Annotated in this window: 15 protein-coding genes; 14 read left to right on the forward strand and 1 reads right to left on the reverse strand. The window is 63.4% G+C overall.

The window, feature by feature from the left end; genetic code table 11:
• The first annotated feature begins 46 nt into the window (after window positions 1-46).
• From M1247_RS26075 to M1247_RS26105, 7 genes are all read left to right on the forward strand, one after another.
• Window positions 47-811, forward strand: coding sequence for an SDR family NAD(P)-dependent oxidoreductase (locus M1247_RS26075; protein WP_317159301.1), 765 nt, complete (start codon window positions 47-49; stop codon window positions 809-811).
• Window positions 812-842: 31 nt separating this feature from the next.
• Complete coding sequence (locus M1247_RS26080; RefSeq protein WP_317159302.1) at window positions 843-1,241, forward strand: RidA family protein; 399 nt, start codon at window positions 843-845, stop codon at window positions 1,239-1,241.
• Window positions 1,242-1,342: 101 nt separating this feature from the next.
• On the forward strand, window positions 1,343-2,971 hold the full coding sequence (locus tag M1247_RS26085) for an AMP-binding protein (RefSeq protein ID WP_317159303.1): 1,629 nt from the start codon (window positions 1,343-1,345) through the stop codon (window positions 2,969-2,971).
• Between the two features lie 52 nt (window positions 2,972-3,023).
• Window positions 3,024-5,390 (forward strand): bifunctional salicylyl-CoA 5-hydroxylase/oxidoreductase, encoded by a 2,367-nt coding sequence (locus M1247_RS26090; RefSeq protein WP_317159304.1) that lies wholly within the window; start codon window positions 3,024-3,026, stop codon window positions 5,388-5,390.
• Window positions 5,387-6,538: an acyl-CoA dehydrogenase family protein gene (locus M1247_RS26095; protein ID WP_317159305.1), complete on the forward strand. Its 1,152-nt coding sequence runs from the start codon at window positions 5,387-5,389 to the stop codon at window positions 6,536-6,538. Before M1247_RS26090 ends, M1247_RS26095 begins: the two co-directional genes overlap by 4 nt.
• Window positions 6,535-7,362, forward strand: a complete 828-nt coding sequence (locus M1247_RS26100) for an enoyl-CoA hydratase family protein (protein ID WP_317159306.1) — start codon at window positions 6,535-6,537, stop codon at window positions 7,360-7,362. The genes M1247_RS26095 and M1247_RS26100 overlap by 4 nt, the downstream gene beginning before the upstream one ends.
• Window positions 7,359-8,519, forward strand: a complete 1,161-nt coding sequence (locus tag M1247_RS26105; protein ID WP_317159307.1) for an acyl-CoA dehydrogenase family protein — start codon at window positions 7,359-7,361, stop codon at window positions 8,517-8,519. Before M1247_RS26100 ends, M1247_RS26105 begins: the two co-directional genes overlap by 4 nt.
• 16 nt (window positions 8,520-8,535) lie before the next feature.
• Here M1247_RS26105 and M1247_RS26110 read toward each other — a convergent pair whose 3' ends face one another.
• On the reverse strand, window positions 8,536-9,408 hold the full coding sequence (locus tag M1247_RS26110; RefSeq protein ID WP_317159308.1) for a PaaX family transcriptional regulator: 873 nt from the start codon (window positions 9,406-9,408) through the stop codon (window positions 8,536-8,538).
• Between the two features lie 299 nt (window positions 9,409-9,707).
• Here M1247_RS26110 and M1247_RS26115 point away from each other — a divergent pair, with 299 nt between their 5' ends.
• The 7 genes from M1247_RS26115 to M1247_RS26145 all read left to right on the forward strand — a co-directional run bounded on the left by M1247_RS26115 (window position 9,708) and on the right by M1247_RS26145 (window position 16,287).
• Window positions 9,708-10,805: an ABC transporter substrate-binding protein gene (locus M1247_RS26115; protein ID WP_317159309.1), complete on the forward strand. Its 1,098-nt coding sequence runs from the start codon at window positions 9,708-9,710 to the stop codon at window positions 10,803-10,805.
• Between the two features lie 14 nt (window positions 10,806-10,819).
• The gene (locus tag M1247_RS26120; RefSeq protein WP_317159310.1) at window positions 10,820-11,626 is read left to right on the forward strand and encodes an ABC transporter permease; all 807 of its coding nucleotides are present in this window, start codon (window positions 10,820-10,822) and stop codon (window positions 11,624-11,626) included.
• Window positions 11,623-12,396: an ABC transporter permease gene (locus tag M1247_RS26125; protein ID WP_317159311.1), complete on the forward strand. Its 774-nt coding sequence runs from the start codon at window positions 11,623-11,625 to the stop codon at window positions 12,394-12,396. The genes M1247_RS26120 and M1247_RS26125 overlap by 4 nt, the downstream gene beginning before the upstream one ends.
• Window positions 12,397-12,411: 15 nt before the next feature.
• Complete coding sequence (locus M1247_RS26130; protein ID WP_317159312.1) at window positions 12,412-13,209, forward strand: ABC transporter ATP-binding protein; 798 nt, start codon at window positions 12,412-12,414, stop codon at window positions 13,207-13,209.
• A 68-nt stretch (window positions 13,210-13,277) separates the two neighbouring features.
• Window positions 13,278-14,021: an HpcH/HpaI aldolase family protein gene (locus tag M1247_RS26135; RefSeq protein ID WP_317159313.1), complete on the forward strand. Its 744-nt coding sequence runs from the start codon at window positions 13,278-13,280 to the stop codon at window positions 14,019-14,021.
• A gap of 55 nt (window positions 14,022-14,076) precedes the next feature.
• Window positions 14,077-15,540 (forward strand): amidase, encoded by a 1,464-nt coding sequence (locus tag M1247_RS26140; RefSeq protein WP_317159314.1) that lies wholly within the window; start codon window positions 14,077-14,079, stop codon window positions 15,538-15,540.
• Between the two features lie 105 nt (window positions 15,541-15,645).
• Window positions 15,646-16,287 carry an isochorismatase family protein gene (locus M1247_RS26145; protein WP_317159315.1) on the forward strand — a complete coding sequence of 214 codons (642 nt, stop codon included), beginning with the start codon at window positions 15,646-15,648 and terminating at the stop codon, window positions 16,285-16,287.
• The last annotated feature ends 126 nt before the right edge of the window (window positions 16,288-16,413 follow it).

Below are 16,413 nucleotides of genomic sequence, written 5' to 3' on the forward strand. Positions count from 1 at the left end.
TGTCGACATATTGACGATCGTAACTTAACCGTGGCATGGTGACGAGGTGAGCACTTCATCTCCCGTGGCAGTGGTCACGGGCGCGGGCCGGGGGATCGGCCGCGCGGTCGCGATACGGCTCAGCGCTGAGGGGTACCGCGTTGCGCTGACCTCGCGTACGCGGGTCGATCTGGACGAGACCGCACGGCTGTGCCGCGGCGAAACCCTCGTGGTGCCAGCCGATATGACCGACACGGCGGCCATCGACGCTTTATTCACCGGGCTGGAAACGACGTGGGGAGCGCCGGCGGAGGTGGTGGTTGTTGCCGCTGGTGTGTCGGTGGCAGCACCGTTAGCCAAGACGACAGACGAGCAATGGCAGTCGATGCTCGAGGTCAACCTCACCGCGCCGTTTCGCTGCATCCGGCGCGCCGTACCGGCGATGGTGCTGCGGGGGCACGGGCGCATCGTGGTGATCGCCTCGGTAGCCGCCAAACACGGTGAGCCTTACATCAGTGCCTACACGGCCAGCAAGCATGGCGTGTTGGGTGTGGTGCGCTCGGCTGCAGCGGAACTGGCGAGCAAGGGGGTGACCGTCAATGCGGTGTGCCCGGGCTATGTCGACACTCCGATGACCGATCAGACCGTGGCCAACATCGCGCGTGTGACCGGTCGTGCACCTGAGGACGCGCGCGCGGTACTCGCGGCGAAACAGCCGAACCGCCGTCTGGTGACCGTCGAGGAAGTGGCAGAAGCCACTTGGTCGTGCATCGCCAACGCGGCAATCAACGGCCAGGGCCTCACCGTGGACGGAGGCGCAGTCCAATCGTGAACCGTAAATTCCATCGCTCCGAGGAGTCAACATGAGTCTAGAGTTGGTCAATCCCACAGAACTCGGTACTCCGCAAGGCTTCTCGCATGCCGCCGTGGGCAGTGGGCGGATCGTGTTCCTAGCCGGGCAGACTGCGTTGGACGCGTCCGGGCGCATCGTCGGCACCACGGTCGTCGAACAGTTCGAGAAGGCGCTGAGTAACCTGCTGGTGGCATTGAGAGCCGCCGGGGGTGAGCCCCATGACCTCGCCAGCATGACCATTTTCATCGTCGACATCGAGGACTACCGTGCGCACTCTCGCGCAATCGGCGCGGTATGGAAACGCCTGATCGGCCAACACTATCCAGCGCTGGCCGGGATCGGCGTGGCCCGACTCTGGGACACCGAGGCCCTTGTGGAAGTTCAGGGAATGGCCGTCTTGCCCACCTGAGCGCAACAGACCACGGCACGCGTGTTTCACACCGACAGCGGGCCGCGGGACCGCCATACCCATTAGGTGCCCGCCAGGCACCCTTCGTGAGAGAAGGCGCGATGTCCCATCCATCATCGGCCCACGTCGACACCTTCTGCCGAGATCAGCTGCCGCCACGGCACCTCTGGCCCGAGCTGCGGCTGGAGGAGGCAGGTCTGCACTATCCCGATCGTCTGAACTGTGCGGTGGAGTTGCTCGACGAGGTGAGTCGTCGCCTCGGTCCCGATCGTGTCTGCTTGCTTGCCCCCGGTGGACAGCAGTGGAGCTACGGCGAACTCTCGACGTTGTCGAATCAGATCGCTCAGGTCCTCATCGAGGACTACGGGATCGTGCCAGGAAACCGAATCCTGTTGCGCGGGCCCAACAATCCGTGGACGGTGGCCTGCTGGTTCGCCGTGATGAAGGCGGGCGCAATCGCCGTGTCGACGATGCCGATGCTGCGTGCGGTCGAGCTGACCAAGATCGCCGAAGTGGCCAAGGTCGACCTTTCCCTGTGTGACGCCCGCTTCACCGACGAACTCGTCGCCGCAGCAATACCCGGCCTGCGCGTGGTGCCCTTCGGTGCAGACACAGCCCTCACCACCGCCGCAACCACGAAGGCCGATCGGTTCACCCCGGTGGATACCGCCGCCGACGACGTGGCGCTACTGGCATTCACGTCGGGGACAACCGGCCGGGCCAAGGCCACCATGCACTTCCACCGCGACCTGTTGGCGATCGCCGACACCTTCTCCGCCCACGTCCTCAAACCCGCAGCCACAGACGTCTTCACCGGCACCCCACCGATCGCGTTCACCTTCGGTCTCGGCGGTCTGGTGGTGTTTCCCCTTCGTGTGGGGGCCGCGACACTGCTGCTGGAGAAGGCAACACCGGACGAACTCGCCGACCACATCGCCGAACACGGTGTGACCGTCTGTTTCACCGCGCCGACGGCTTATCGGGCGATGGTGTCATCGGGTAACGCCCACAAACTCGGTACCCTGCGGCGGGCGGTTTCAGCCGGTGAACACCTTGCTGTCAGCACCTGGCGAGCGGTGTTCGACGCCACCGGCGTTCGGCTCATCGACGGCATCGGTTCCACCGAGATGCTGCACATCTTCATCTCCTCATCCGACAACGACATTCAGCCCGGTTCCACCGGTCGCGCCGTACCCGGCTATGTAGCCGCCGTACTCGACGACCAGGGGCGCCCCGTGTCGCCGGGAACGCCGGGCCGGTTGGCCGTCAAAGGCCCCACCGGATGCCGCTATCTGGCCGATGACCGGCAAGGAGAGTACGTCCGTGACGGCTGGAACATAACCGGCGATACCTTCGTGCAGGACGCTGACGGGTACTTCTGGTACCAGGCGCGCAGCGACGACATGATCGTCTCGTCGGGATACAACATCGCCGGCCCGGAGGTGGAGGAAGCGCTCCTACAACATCCCGACGTCATCGAGTGCGGTGTCACGGGAACCGCCGACGCCGACCGCGGGCAACTGGTCACCGCGTTCGTGGTTCTGCGTGACGGCGTCGTCGGCGACACCGAAATGATCACCGCACTACAGGATTACATTAAAGAGACGATCGCGCCGTATAAGTACCCGCGTCGGGTGGTCTTCGTCGACTCGCTCCCGAAGACTGCGACCGGCAAGTTGCAGCGCTTTCGTCTGAAAGAGCTGGCACCGAATTCATCGGCCGGCGTCTGAAACACAACGAAAGCACCACACAACGGGGCTCAGCCCCGAACAGGAGAAAGACATGCGCATCGCCGTGATCGGTGGCGGGCCCGGCGGATTGTATTTCGCGGCGTTGACCAAGCAGCTTGGACCGCACCACGACATCACTGTCTGGGAACGTAACGCTGCGGACGACACCTTCGGGTTCGGTGTGGTGTTCTCCGACGAGACCTTGGGCGGGATCGAGCACGCCGACGAAGAGATCTACCGCAGTATGGAGCGTGAGTTCGCCCAATGGGATGACATCGACGTGCACTTCCGCGGGGAGACCATCACCAGTGGCGGACACGCCTTCGCAGCGATGAGCCGCAAGCGCCTGCTGCACATCCTGCAGCAGCGCTGCCGCGGGCTCGGAGTGCCCGTGCACTTCCAGACTGAGGCGCCCGACATCGCGATACTGGCGGCCGGCCACGATCTAGTTGTCGCGGCCGACGGTGTGAACTCCGCGGTGCGCTCGGCGTTTTCGCAGTCGTTCCAGCCCACCCTGAGCATCGAGGCGTGCAAGTACATGTGGCTGGGCACAGACAGGGTGTTCGACGCGTTCAAGTTTTACATCGCCGAGACGCCCCACGGGGTGATGCAGATCCACGGCTACCCCTACGACGCCACCGGCAGCACCTTCATCATTGAGATGACTGAACAAGTCTGGCGTAACGCCGGTTTCGACGCATTCGCCGCCCGGGACTTCAAGCCCGGCGAATCCGACGAGAAGTCCATCCAGCTGGTTCGTGAGCTGTTCAGCGATGTTCTCGACGGACATGAGGTGATGGCCAACAACTCGAAGTGGATCAACTTCACCACCGTCAGCAACGCGCATTGGCGCCACGACAACATCGTTCTGCTGGGCGACGCCGCGCACACCGCGCACTTCTCCATCGGGTCGGGTACCAAGCTGGCGATGGAGGACGCGCTGTCGCTGGCGGCATGCCTGCACGAGAACGACACCGTCGACGACGCGCTTTCGGAGTACGAAGCCGAACGCAAGGCCGTGGTGCTGTCGACCCAACGCGCCGCCCGAGCCAGCCTGGAATGGTTCGAGAACCTCCACCAGTACGTCGACCAACACCCCGTGCAGTTCGCCTTCAACGTCATGACCCGCAGCCGCCGCGTCACCTACGAGAACCTGCAGTTACGCGATCCCCAGTTCGTCGAACGCACCACATCGTGGTTCACCGCGCAGGACCCTGCGCACAACGCCGATACGCCCCCGATGTTCCAACCGTTCACCATCGGCGGACTCAACCTGGTCAACCGCGTCGTGGTCTCCTCGATGGACATGTATCGCGCGGTCGACGGACTGCCCAATGACTTCCATCTCGTCCACCTCGGCGGCAAGGCGCTGGGCGGCGCCGGGCTGGTGATGACCGAAATGGTCTGCGTCAGCGAGTCCGGACGCATCACTCCGGGATGCACCGGCCTCTGGTCGGATGCCCAGACCTCGGAGTGGAGTCGGCTGACCCGTTTTGTCCACGACCAGACCCGGGCCAAGATCGGCATCCAGATCGGACACTCCGGCCGCAAGGGCTCGACGCGGCTGATGTGGGACGGAATCGACCAACCGCTCGACGAGGGCAACTGGGAGATCGTGGCACCGTCGCCGCTTCCGTACCGCGCCGGAGTCAACCAAATCCCCCGCGAACTCGACGAGGCAGATCTGGCACGCATAACCGGCGAGTTCGTGGAAGCCGCCCGGCGCGCGGACGAAGCTGAGTTCGATCTAATCGAATTACACTGTGCCCATGGCTATCTGCTGTCCTCATTCATCTCGCCGCTGACCAATCAGCGCACCGATCGCTACGGCGGAAACCTCGACGGCAGAATGCGCTACCCTTTGGAGGTATTCGCCGCCATGCGTGTGGTGTGGCCTGCGCACAAACCGATGACGGTACGTATCTCGGCCACCGACTGGGTCGAGGGCGGCATCAGCGGTGACGACGCCGTCCACATCGCGCAGGCATTCAAAGACGCTGGGGCGGCGGCCATCGACGTGTCCTCAGGACAAGTGACCCCAGATGAGGAACCGGCGTTCGGACGCTCGTACCAGACACCGTTCGCCGACAAGATCCGCAACAAGGTCGACATACCGACCATCGCGGTGGGCGTCATCTCCTCCCACGACGACGTGAATTCGCTGCTGCTGGCCGGTCGCGCCGATCTGTGTGCCCTCGGTAGGGCGCACCTCTACGACCCCAGCTGGACCCTGCACGCCGCGGTCGAACAGGACTATGCCGGACCGGGAGCGCACTGGCCCAGACCCTGGCGCGCGGGCCGGCGCAAACCGCAGACCGGACGCAGCGACGGCCCCAAACCGCGCCTGCAACTGATCCGGGCCGGAGGAGCGGGCGTATCGCACCGCCGGTGGCGGCCGATGGTCGAGGGCAAGTCGTGACCGCGTTGAGTGCCGACGAGCGTGCCTATACCGAGCGCGTTCGCCGGCACGCCGCCCAGCGTCTGGTCGCGCTCGCCGAAGCCGGTGAACCAGGACGGGTCAACCGCGACCTGTTGCAGGAGATGGGCCGACTGGGTCTGCTGCGCGACCTCTTCGGCGGGAACCCCGACCAGCCACCCACCGATGCCGCGGCGATGCGGCTGTGCCTGCTGCGGGAGAGTCTGGCCTCGGTGTCGACCGAAGCCGAAACAGCCTTGGCACTCCAGGGTTTGGGCAGCTACCCGATCTTGCAGTCAGGGAAACCGCAGACGGTGGACCGTTGGATCCCAGGAGTCGTCGCAGGCACGACGGTCGCCGCGTTCGCGCTGACCGAACCGGACGCGGGCTCCGACGCAGCCGCCTTGGCATTGCGGGCCGAGCCTGACGATCACGGCTGGCGATTGTCGGGGGAGAAGCTGTGGATCTCCAATGCCCCCGACGCCGACGTCTACACCGTATTCGCGCGCACCATCCCTGGCGCGGGAGCCCGGGGGGTGAGCGCCTTCGCGGTCGCAGGCGATGCCGAAGGGCTCTCGGGGCAGCCCTTGGATCTGCTGGCCCCGCACGCGATCGGCCGTCTGCAATTCGATGGGGTGCGCGTGGGTCCTGATGATGTTCTGGGCACGGTCGACGCAGGATTCAAAGTGGCGATGCGCACGCTGGACCTCTTCCGTCCCAGTGTCGGAGCGTTCGCCGTGGGGATGGCGCAGGCTGCCCTCGACGTCACCTTGGAACATGTGAAGACGAGAAGCGTATACGGTGGGCCGCTGGCCGACCAGCAGGCCGTGGCGCACAAGCTGGCCGACCTGGCGACCCGGTTGCAGGCTGCGCGCCTCCTGGTCTACAGCGCGGCACGCACCTATGACGGCGGCGCCGCCCGCGACGAGATCACCCGTTCGGCCGCAATGGCGAAGCTTTACGCCACCGAAGCCGCTCAGGAGATCGTCGATCAAGCCGTGCAGCTGCACGGAGCGGTCGCCCTGGAGCGAGGGCATCTGCTGGAACACCTGTATCGCGACGTGCGGGCGCCCCGGATCTACGAAGGCGCCTCGGAAGTCCAGCGCACCATCATCGCTCGCCAGTTGCTCAAGGAAGGGAATCGTTCATGACCCGTTTTCGGGCGTCGGTGCCGCTGACCACCGACTGGAAGCACTTCGACTTCACCGTCGAGGGCCGCGTGGCCACTGTGACCCTGAATCGCCCCGAGAAATTCAACCCGCTGACGTTCGAGGCCTATGCCGATCTGCGGGATCTGCTCGCCGAGCTACCCCACCACGGGAACATCAAGGTGCTGGTCATTCAGGGCCGGGGGCGGGCCTTCTGCGGTGGCGGTGACGTCAACGAGATCATCGGCGAGCTGATCAAGATGAGACCCGGTGAGCTGATGGGGTTCACCAAGATGACCGGAGAGGTCATCGCCGCGATGCGGCACTGCCCGGTCCCGATCATAGTCAAGGTGCACGGGATGGCGGCCGGCGCCGGCGCCGTGGTCGCCCTGGCCGCGGATTTCCGCGTCGTCGGGCGCGCCGGTCGGTTCGCCTTCCTGTTCACCAAGGTCGGTCTTTCCGGCGGCGACATGGGTGCGGCCTACCTGCTGCCGCGGGTGGTGGGCCTGGGCCGGGCGACCTCTCTGCTGATGCTGGGTGACACGATCGACGCCGACACCGCCGACCGCTATGGTCTGGCCTCGATGGTGGTAGACGACGCCGACATCGACGACGCCGTCCAGGCGCTGGCCGACCGCATCGCCACCGGTCCGACACTGGCGCTGGCGCAAACGAAGTCGCTGCTCACTCGCGAGTTGGACATGTCGATGTCCGCGGCGATGGAACTCGACGCCATGACTCAAGCCCTGCTGATGACCACTGACGACCACGCCGAATTCCACGCGGCGTTCAACTCCCGACGCCAGCCGGAATGGAAGGGACAATGATGGATCCGGTCGACTTCTTGCAGATCGACGATCTGCTGGGCCGAGAGGAACACGAAATCGCCACTGCGGTACGAGATTATGCGCGTTCCGAACTCGCTCCGCACATCTCTGACTGGTACGAGGAAGGCTGTATCCCGCGTGACATCGCGCTGGGACTTGGCCGGCTGGGCCTGCTCGGCATGCATCTGCAGGGGTACGAATGCACCGGCACCAGCGCGACCGCGTACGGGTTGGCGTGCCGCGAACTGGAGGCCGTCGACTCCGGTTTGCGCAGCCTGGTATCGGTGCAGGGCTCGTTGGCGATGTTCGCCATTCGTCACTTGGGCACCGAAGAGCAGCGTCGAGAATGGCTACCGCGCATGGCTTCCGGCGAGGCGATCGGATGCTTTGGGTTGACTGAAGCCGAGTCCGGCAGCGACCCCGGATCCATGCGAACCCGCGCCCGCCGCGACGGTCGGGACTGGGTGCTCAACGGGACCAAGATGTGGATCACCAACGGAACCATCGCCGATGTCGCCGTGGTGTGGGCGCAAACCGATGACGGTATACGCGGGTTCGTCGTTCCTACCGACACCACGGGTTTCTCGGCTTGGGTCATCAAACGCAAACTCTCACTGCGGGCATCGATCACCGCCGAGTTGGCGCTCGACGACGTGCGCCTGCCCGGATCGGCACTGTTGCCGGAGGGCACCGGACTCAAGGGCCCGCTGTCGTGTCTTAATGAGGCTCGCTACGGAATCCTCTGGGGAGCCGTCGGCGCTGCACGAGCGTGCTTCAGCGAGGCGCTGGAGTACACAATGACCCGCCGGCAGTTCGGCAAGCCGCTGGCGGCGTTCCAGCTGACCCAGGGGAAACTGGCCGGCATGTCGGTCGCGCTGGCCAACGCCTCGCTGACCGCGGTGCAGCTGGGCAGGCTCAAGGATGCCGGCACGATCACGCCGGAACATGTCAGTCACGGCAAACTGGCCAATGTGCGTGCGGCTCTGGACATCGCTCGTACCTCGCGGGCGATGCTGGGCGCAGCCGGAATCACCTTGGACCACTCGGTGATGCGTCACATGAACAATCTGGAGACAGTCGCGACGTATGAGGGAACCGAGGAGATGCACGCGTTGAGCATCGGACGCAAACTCACGGGTATCGCAGCCTTCCGCTGACCAGCGGTTCGGTGTGTCAGCGGGAAGGCTTGGTCGCGGTGCCATGGATCAGGCGCATCGCGTGCCGTTGCGCCAGTGGAGCCAGAGCATCGTGCAGCGCGTCGAACAACTCCCCGGCGGCCTCGCCGTTCCAGGCTGGGGGCAATACCGCTAACGGTAGGCCTGGATCGCGGTAGGGCAGTTGCCGCCATTGCGTGACCATGGGCACGAAAATGCAGAATGCCTCATGCGGGGTGAGCGTGCCTTCGGTGCAATGGTGCAAGGCCGGTCGGAAGCGCTGCAGGAAGTCTGCGTAGAGCGCGGCCAGCTCATCGAGGTCCCACCACGCGGTCACCTCGGTGCGCAGATCGCCGAACGCCAGATAGTCACCAGTGAAGATATCGACGTAATGATGCAAATCTCGACGTTGGAGGGCATGACGGGCTTCGGCGGCCAGGTTGCCCGGCGCCAGCCACACCCCGGAAGCGGCCGTACCGAAGCCTAGACGTGTCAGACTGGCCCGCAGTGCGTGCCGCTTGTCGCGTTCGGCCTCGGGCACCGAGAAGACAACGAGGACCCACCCGTCCTCCAGGGTGGCCCGGCGGCGTTCGAAGATCCTGACGTCACCCTCGGCGAGCACGTCTAGGGTCGACGCCGACGCTGAATAGCCGGCCGCACCACCGTGGCGTTCGCTCAGCAGGATGCCGCGCCGCTTCATCCGCGAGATCGACGATCGCGTCGCCTGTCCGTCGCCACCCAGGTCGGCGCTCATCGCCACGAGCGAGGCCACCGAGAGCCAGTTGCCTTCGGCGCGTGCATACAGGCCGAACAACGAGACAATGAGCTGCGCCAGTCGGGTGTCGCGACCCTCACCGGCACGCAGCGGCTGCTGAGAAGTCGTGGCCGTCATGCCACCACCGTACCCCTCTCGTATTGAGGATTTGACGACCGTTGGAATACCACGATGACCGACTCTCACTCGGAATTGCTTCAGCCGAATGAGTTGTGGATCAACGTTACTGCTCCGCAGTTAAGCCGTGACGGATGGCTGGACCACTTTTCGGCACTACCGCTCGTATGTAATGAAGTCGCAACGCGCGTCATCTAAAGTTTATGTCGAAAGGTTGACGAGCGTCATTGAATCGTGTCATTGTCGATGCGTGTCCGACGGTCTGTCGCGCACTCAGCACCTGCGATGGAGGATCACCCATGAGGTCGCCCTTTGGTTCGGTCGGCTTGAGCGTTGCTTCTGCTTCTGCTGCTGTGGCACTGCTGTCGGCGTGCGGTGCCGGCGGGTCGCCGGCACCGGACGGGGCTGCGACGGAGAGCTTTTCCTGCGATGCCCCAACGAGTGCCTCCTCAACGACGACTGTGTCGGTGGCCGCGCTGCCGCTTACGACATCGGGCGCTCTGTACATGGGCATCAATGACGGTACTTTCGAGAAATACGGCCTCGACGTGGAGATCCAGCCCGTCGCTGACATCGCTGCGGCGATGGCATCAGTGCAGGGAGGTGCGAGCAACTTTGCGTTCGCGCCGACGATCTCGCTCTTCGCCGCAGACGCGAACGGGGCCCCGTTGAAGATGGTGGCACCGTTCGCGGGCATCGCGCCCGGTTATTACGACAAGATGAAGGCTGGCGAGCCGGGGTGGGAGATCGAAGCCGCGGCGCTGGTTACCAAGAGCGACAGCGGGTTGGACAATGCCGGCGACCTCGACGGTCGCACCGTCGGGCTGATCGACGTCAAGGGTCAGTCCGAGTTGGCCACTCGCGCCGTGATCGACGACAACGGCGGCGACTCGGACTCCGTCAAGTTCCTGAACATGCCTCTGGCGGATGGGTTGAATGCATTCCTTGCGGGCAAGGTCGACGCCATCTACACGACTGATCCGTTCCTCGGCCGAGCTGTCGAGGCAGGCGGACAGGTCATTTCGTGGGTTGGGGTGGAGGCACTGCGCCAGGGCCTGAATTCCTCGATGGTGGCGTCGGAGTCATACATCGCCGAGAACCCGGGCACCGTTGCGCGTTTCAACTGCGCCATGCGTGAGTCGAACGTGAACGCCAACGCCAACCACGACGGCGTCCGGCGGGCCATCGCGCAGGCTCAGGACGTTCCCTTCAGCACTTTCGAGAACGCGACCATGGCCTACTTCTATTCGTGCGCTCCCAAGAACGACCTCGAGAACTTTCAGGACCTGATGCTCGAGTACGACATGCTCTCCGAGAAGGTGGACGTGGAGGACCTCCTCATTCCGGAAACCCTCTGCGAAGAGCCGGATCTGAGCAGCTATCGCCCGAACTCCTGAACAGGTCGAGCCAAATGTTGATGATCAGGCCGAGCGGTGACCAGCGCGCCACCCGTCTGCGGCGCCTCGTGCTCGGTGTGTGTGGGATTGGGCTGTGGCTTCTGGGGTGGCAGTACTTCGTAACTGTCGGTCCACTTCGCGACACGGCCGGACTCGCGACAGCTTCGGAGGCGATTCGAAGAACCGCAGAGTTGTCGACGGACGGCAGTTTCTGGCAGGCCGTCGGTGAGACCCTTGTCATGGCGGCTTCAGGGACGATGATTTCCCTGCTGATCGGTGCGGTGCTCGGCTTGGCTATGGGTCTCAATCCGTCCATCTCGGCCGCCCTTGATCCCTTGGTGCAGGTTCTGAAGCCGATCCCACCGGTCGTGATCTTGCCACTCGCACTCCTGGCTCTCGGTCCGACCCGCGATCTAGGCGTCCTCCTGGCGACGATCGCGGCATTGTGGCCGATTCTCATCCAGGTTCAGACCGGAGCCCGAGATGTCGACCCTGTCGCGCTCGACACTGCACGCGCGCTTCGCTTGAGCGTTGCAAGAACGCAGCTTTCGGTAGTGCTGCCGAGCGTCATTCCCTATCTCTTGTCCGGTCTGCGCATCGGGTCGGCGACGGCTCTGATGATGTCCGTGGGAGCTGGGTTGTTGGCTGGAGCTCCTGGTCTAGGCCGCCTCATCCTGATCGCGCAGCAAAGTGGTCAAGGTGCAACGGTATTCTCCGGGACGCTCTGCGCCGGTGCGCTGGGAGTATTGCTCACCATGGTGCTGGCCGTAACGCAGCGCATCATCACCCGTGACAACTGGGGACGAGGGACACCGTCATGAAGCTACTCTCGCGCGCGCTCCTCGGTCTCGTACTTCCCTGTGTGTTGTTCTTCCTATACGTGCGATTCGCATCGAGTTCGCCGAGCCCTTACTTCCCGCCGCCCGGCAAGATTTGGGCGAGGTTTCAGGACACGTGGTTGTTCGCACACGTCGCGACGGACGTTGCGCCCAGCCTCAGGAACCTTGTGGTCGGCTTCTCTGCATCTGCCGTGACGGGGGTGACCCTGGGCCTGGTCTTGGGTCGCGTGACCTGGCTCCAGCAACTCTTCATGCCGCTCGTGCATTTCTTCCGGTCCACCCCTCCGATCATGCTCATCCCGCCCCTGGTGCTCATCGTCGGCACGGGCGACACCTCCAAGATCGCCATCATCTTCGTGGGCTCACTGTTCCCGATCCTCATTGCCACGCTGGACGGTGTCCGCAGCGTCGACCCAATGCTCACCGACGTGGCGCGGGGATTGCGGATCAGCCGTCTCAGGGCGATTTCGCAACTCTACGGACCGGCGGCGGGACCAGCGATTTTCGGCGGCCTCGAGACGGGCCTGCAGATTTCGGTTGTGTTGATGGTGGCCAGCGAAATGATTGCAGCAACTCACGGCATCGGTTACCTGACAATGCAGGCGCAGGCGACCTTCGACGCCGTGGGTGTGTGGTCGGGCATCTTGTTGCTGTCCGTAATCGGATTCCTGATCGCTGCCCTCTTCAAGGCTGCACGGTCGCGCGTGCTGGCCTGGCACATTCAAATGAGTCGTGTTGCACGCGACAGATAGGAGTTGGAGATGACTGTGTCCATTCAGGACACGACTCACCGCCTACGCGTCAACGGCGTGAGCAAGTCGTACGGTGGCGGATCGGAGCGCGTCGACGTGCTCGCAGACATCTCCGCCGACATCCTCGACGGCGAATTGCTGTGCATCGTAGGGCCATCCGGTGCCGGTAAGACGACACTCTTGCGCTGCCTCACAGGTTTGATGCCTCCAACCGCAGGCTCCATCTCCCTCGACGGGGAACAGCTTCGCGGACCTGATGAGCGTATTTCAATCGTTTTCCAGGACTACACCCGGTCCTTGTTCCCGTGGATGACGGTTTCACGAAACATCGAGCTGCCGCTGCGGGCGAGAGGGGTGCAACGTCAGATCAGACGGCAGCGGGTCGCCCGTGTATTGGATGACGTCGGCCTCGCGGCGACAGAGAAGAAGTATCCCTGGCAACTGTCCGGCGGTATGCAGCAGCGAGTCGCGATCGCTCGCGCGCTCGTCACCGAGCCCGAGGTGCTCGTGATGGATGAACCCTTCGCATCGGTTGATGCCCAAACCCGCCTGGAGCTAGAGGATCTCACCCTCACCCTCAAACGAGACCAGGGCGTCACGGTCGTGGTGGTAACCCACGACATCGACGAGGCTGTCTACATGTCGGATCGGATCGTCGTCTTGTCGAAGAATCCAGCGACCGTCCAAGAGATCGTATCGACTGACTTCGGTCCCGACCGAAACCAGTTCGAAACGAGGGAGGATCCGAGATTCGGCGAGCTCCGATCACACATTCTCGCCCTCATCAGAACAGCGCAGCTCAAAGTTACCTGACACGATGCTCGCAAATCGAACATGTTGCACTCGAAAGGGTTTCCCAAATGATCAGTAGAAGTGACTCCGTGCGCAGACTCCTGGAGGGTGAGTCTGTTGTTGGTACCTTTGTCGGCATCAGCAGTCCGACAGCGGTCGAGATTCTTGCGCGACGTGGGTTCGACCCGGTGTGTATCGACTCAGAGCACACCGCGCTGAGTCCTGAGCTTATCGAGAACATGATCAGGGCCGCCGATGCGTTTGATGCGGCTGCGCTCGTGCGGGTTCCGGGTATCGGACCAGAGATCGGACGCGCACTGGATTCGGGGGCTCTCGGCGTGGTTGTTCCCCGCATCGAGACAGTTGAGCAGGCTCGAGCGTGTGTCGGCCTGGTGCGGTATCCGCCCGAGGGGCATCGTGGGGCAGGTCCTGGCCGAAGCACTGCGTTCGGTAAGGACATGGCCGCCTCGATCGGCAGGGCAAATTCGTCCGTCGGGTTGATCCTCCAGGTGGAGACTGAACTTGGTTTGCAGAACGCATACGACATCGCCGCTGTCGACGGTGTCGATATGATCTTTGTCGGGCCGGGCGACCTCGCGGTGTCGATGGGTGTCGCCATGGCGTCGGAGCAGCACACCGCGGCGGTGGCCGGGATCCTTGCCGAGGTTAAGCGTGCAGGCAAGCTGAGCGGGATGTTTTCCTTGACCGGGAACGACCTGCCGCATTGGCGGGATCTCGGGGCGACGTTCTTCCTGCTGAGCGGCGACGTCTCGTTTCTCGGCGAGTACGCAGAGGCGGAACGAACGCGCGTCCTCGAGATCCTCGGTGAATGAGTAGGACACATCGCCGTTTCTGCTCACGGTGTCCGACAACGAAAGTGAGAACGCGATGACGAAGATCATCGATCAGGAAGACGGCGTCGGTATTGCGAGGTTGATCGCGGCCGGCGAGGTATCGGCAGTTGAAGTGCTAGAGGCAACCATCGAGCGCATCGAGGAATTGAACCCGCATTTCAACGCCGTGGTGTACAAGGCATACGATGACGCGCGGCAGCTGGCACGCGAGGTCACTCCAACGAGTAGCGCCCTTGCGGGGGTACCCTTTGTCGCAAAGGATCTTGCTCTTGACTGGGCGGGCATGCCGACCACCAATTCCTGCTCGTTCTATGCCGGTCCCGTCGCGACGTCGGATTCTGAGATCGCGCGACGTGTCAAGGTTGCCGGCATCATTCCGGTCGGAAAGTCGAACGTCCCGGAAAACGGCTGGTGTTACTCAACTGAGCCCCGTTTTCACGGTAGGACCTTGAACCCTTGGGACGAGTCTCTCGTGCCCGGCGGTTCGAGCGGCGGTTCGGCTGTTGCGGTTGCTACGCACATGGTTCCGATCGGAGACGCGAGCGATCTCGGCGGTTCGATCCGCGTTCCTGCTGCAATCAACGGCCTCGTCGGTCTCAAGATCTCCCGCGGACGCACGACGTTGGGTCCGGGCGTTGTCGACCTCTGGTCTGGGTCGGCAGTGTTCAACTGCGTGACCCGGACCGTGCGCGACACGGCCGCCTACCTCGACGCGGTAGGTGGCGCACTTCCTGGCGAGCCGTATGCCCTGGCAATGCCCCGTGTGTCATTTCTTGAGAGCGCGGCAATCCCGCGAGACCGCTTGCGCATTGGTGTCATGCTCACGTGTCCGGATGGTGAGGCGGTGGATCCGGAGGTCCGAGCCGCCGTCGAGGCGGCGGCGGAGCTTTGTGCGACCCTCGGCCACGAGATCGTGGACTTCGACTTGCGCTATGACTGGGGGCACATCCGGGAGTTCTTCGTTCGTATCACGGCTGTGACCGCAACGATGATGTTCGATGGCGCCGGCCGGGCGATGGGGCGTCAAGTGACGCCCGCAGACGTTGAGCCCGTCACGTGGGAGATGATCGAATTCGGTCGTCAATTCAGCGCGGTCGACTACGCCCTCGATACGGAGCAGCTGCGGCAGGTGGGTCAGCAGCTCATCGTGGATCAACTGCCGTTCGACGTGGTGATCACGCCGGTCATGCCCGTGGTTAGCCGGCCTCTTGGGTGGTATGACATGTCATTGCCCAGTCTCGACAGTTATCACGACCGACTGCTTGCGGACATGCAGTTCATGGTTCCGTTTAACCTGGCCGGGCAGCCCGCCATCAGTCTGCCGCTCGGGTCGACTTCGGCGGGCTTGCCGCTTGGCGTGCAGTTTGTCGGCGGGATCGGCGATGAAGATGTACTCCTCTCACTCGCAACGCAACTTGAGCAGGCTGCTCCTTGGAAGGTTCGGATGGTGCCTCCGGCCGTGCGAGGAGCGAAAGGTACGAACGCCCCGGTAGCGTGACCGTAGCTGCTGCCGGGGATGGCCCCAATTATGGGGCGAATCGTTGACGATCGTCGCAATAGCGTGATACACCTGGGCCCGTTGTTCTTGAAGGAGGAAGCAGCTATGGGCTACCGAATCGACAAGCTGGACCCCACTCGCACGGCTCTACTGGTCATCGATATGCAGCACGACTTCCTCGCGCCTGGCGCACCACTAGAAACGCGCGCCGGTCGAGAGATGATCCCAACACTGAACGAAATGATCCGCTTCTCTCGAGGCAAGCAGATCCCAGTCATTTTCACGGCCCATGTCCACCACGAAGATGGTTCAGACATGGGCCTTTACGCAGACCTCTACCCGCCCATCGCTGCGCGTTCTGCGCTCATCGATGGAACGCCAGGGTCTGAGATCTACGCCGAAGTCGATATTCTGCCGAGCGACCGGCTCATTCGAAAGCACCGATATAGCGCCTTTCACGCCACTGATTTGGAAATGATTCTTCGGGGACTCGGGGTAACCGACGTTGTCGTCACAGGCGTTACTACCGAGGACTGTGTGCACGCCACGGCGCGCGACGCCATGTTCCGAAACTTCCGGACAGCCGTGATTTCTGACGCGGCCGGTACCTACGACCACCCGGACCTCGGATTGGGCGCCATGTCTGCCGAGCAGGTCCACCAGGCGACTCTGGTCGTTCTGGCTCAATCCACGGCCGCCATCATCAGCTCGCGCGAGTTCTACGGGCTGCTTTCCCATGGTGATTGAGGAGTCCCACGGCGAAACCGCGTAGTCGCAGGCAGCCCCGCACGCGAATGGACTATACGCACAGACCGTTCCAGATACACGTGACCGCACATGCAGGTGAGACGAATTGAGCAAGTATAGGTTGGC

The organism is Mycobacterium appelbergii, assembly GCF_032883035.1.
Lineage (GTDB): Bacteria > Actinomycetota > Actinomycetes > Mycobacteriales > Mycobacteriaceae > Mycobacterium > Mycobacterium appelbergii.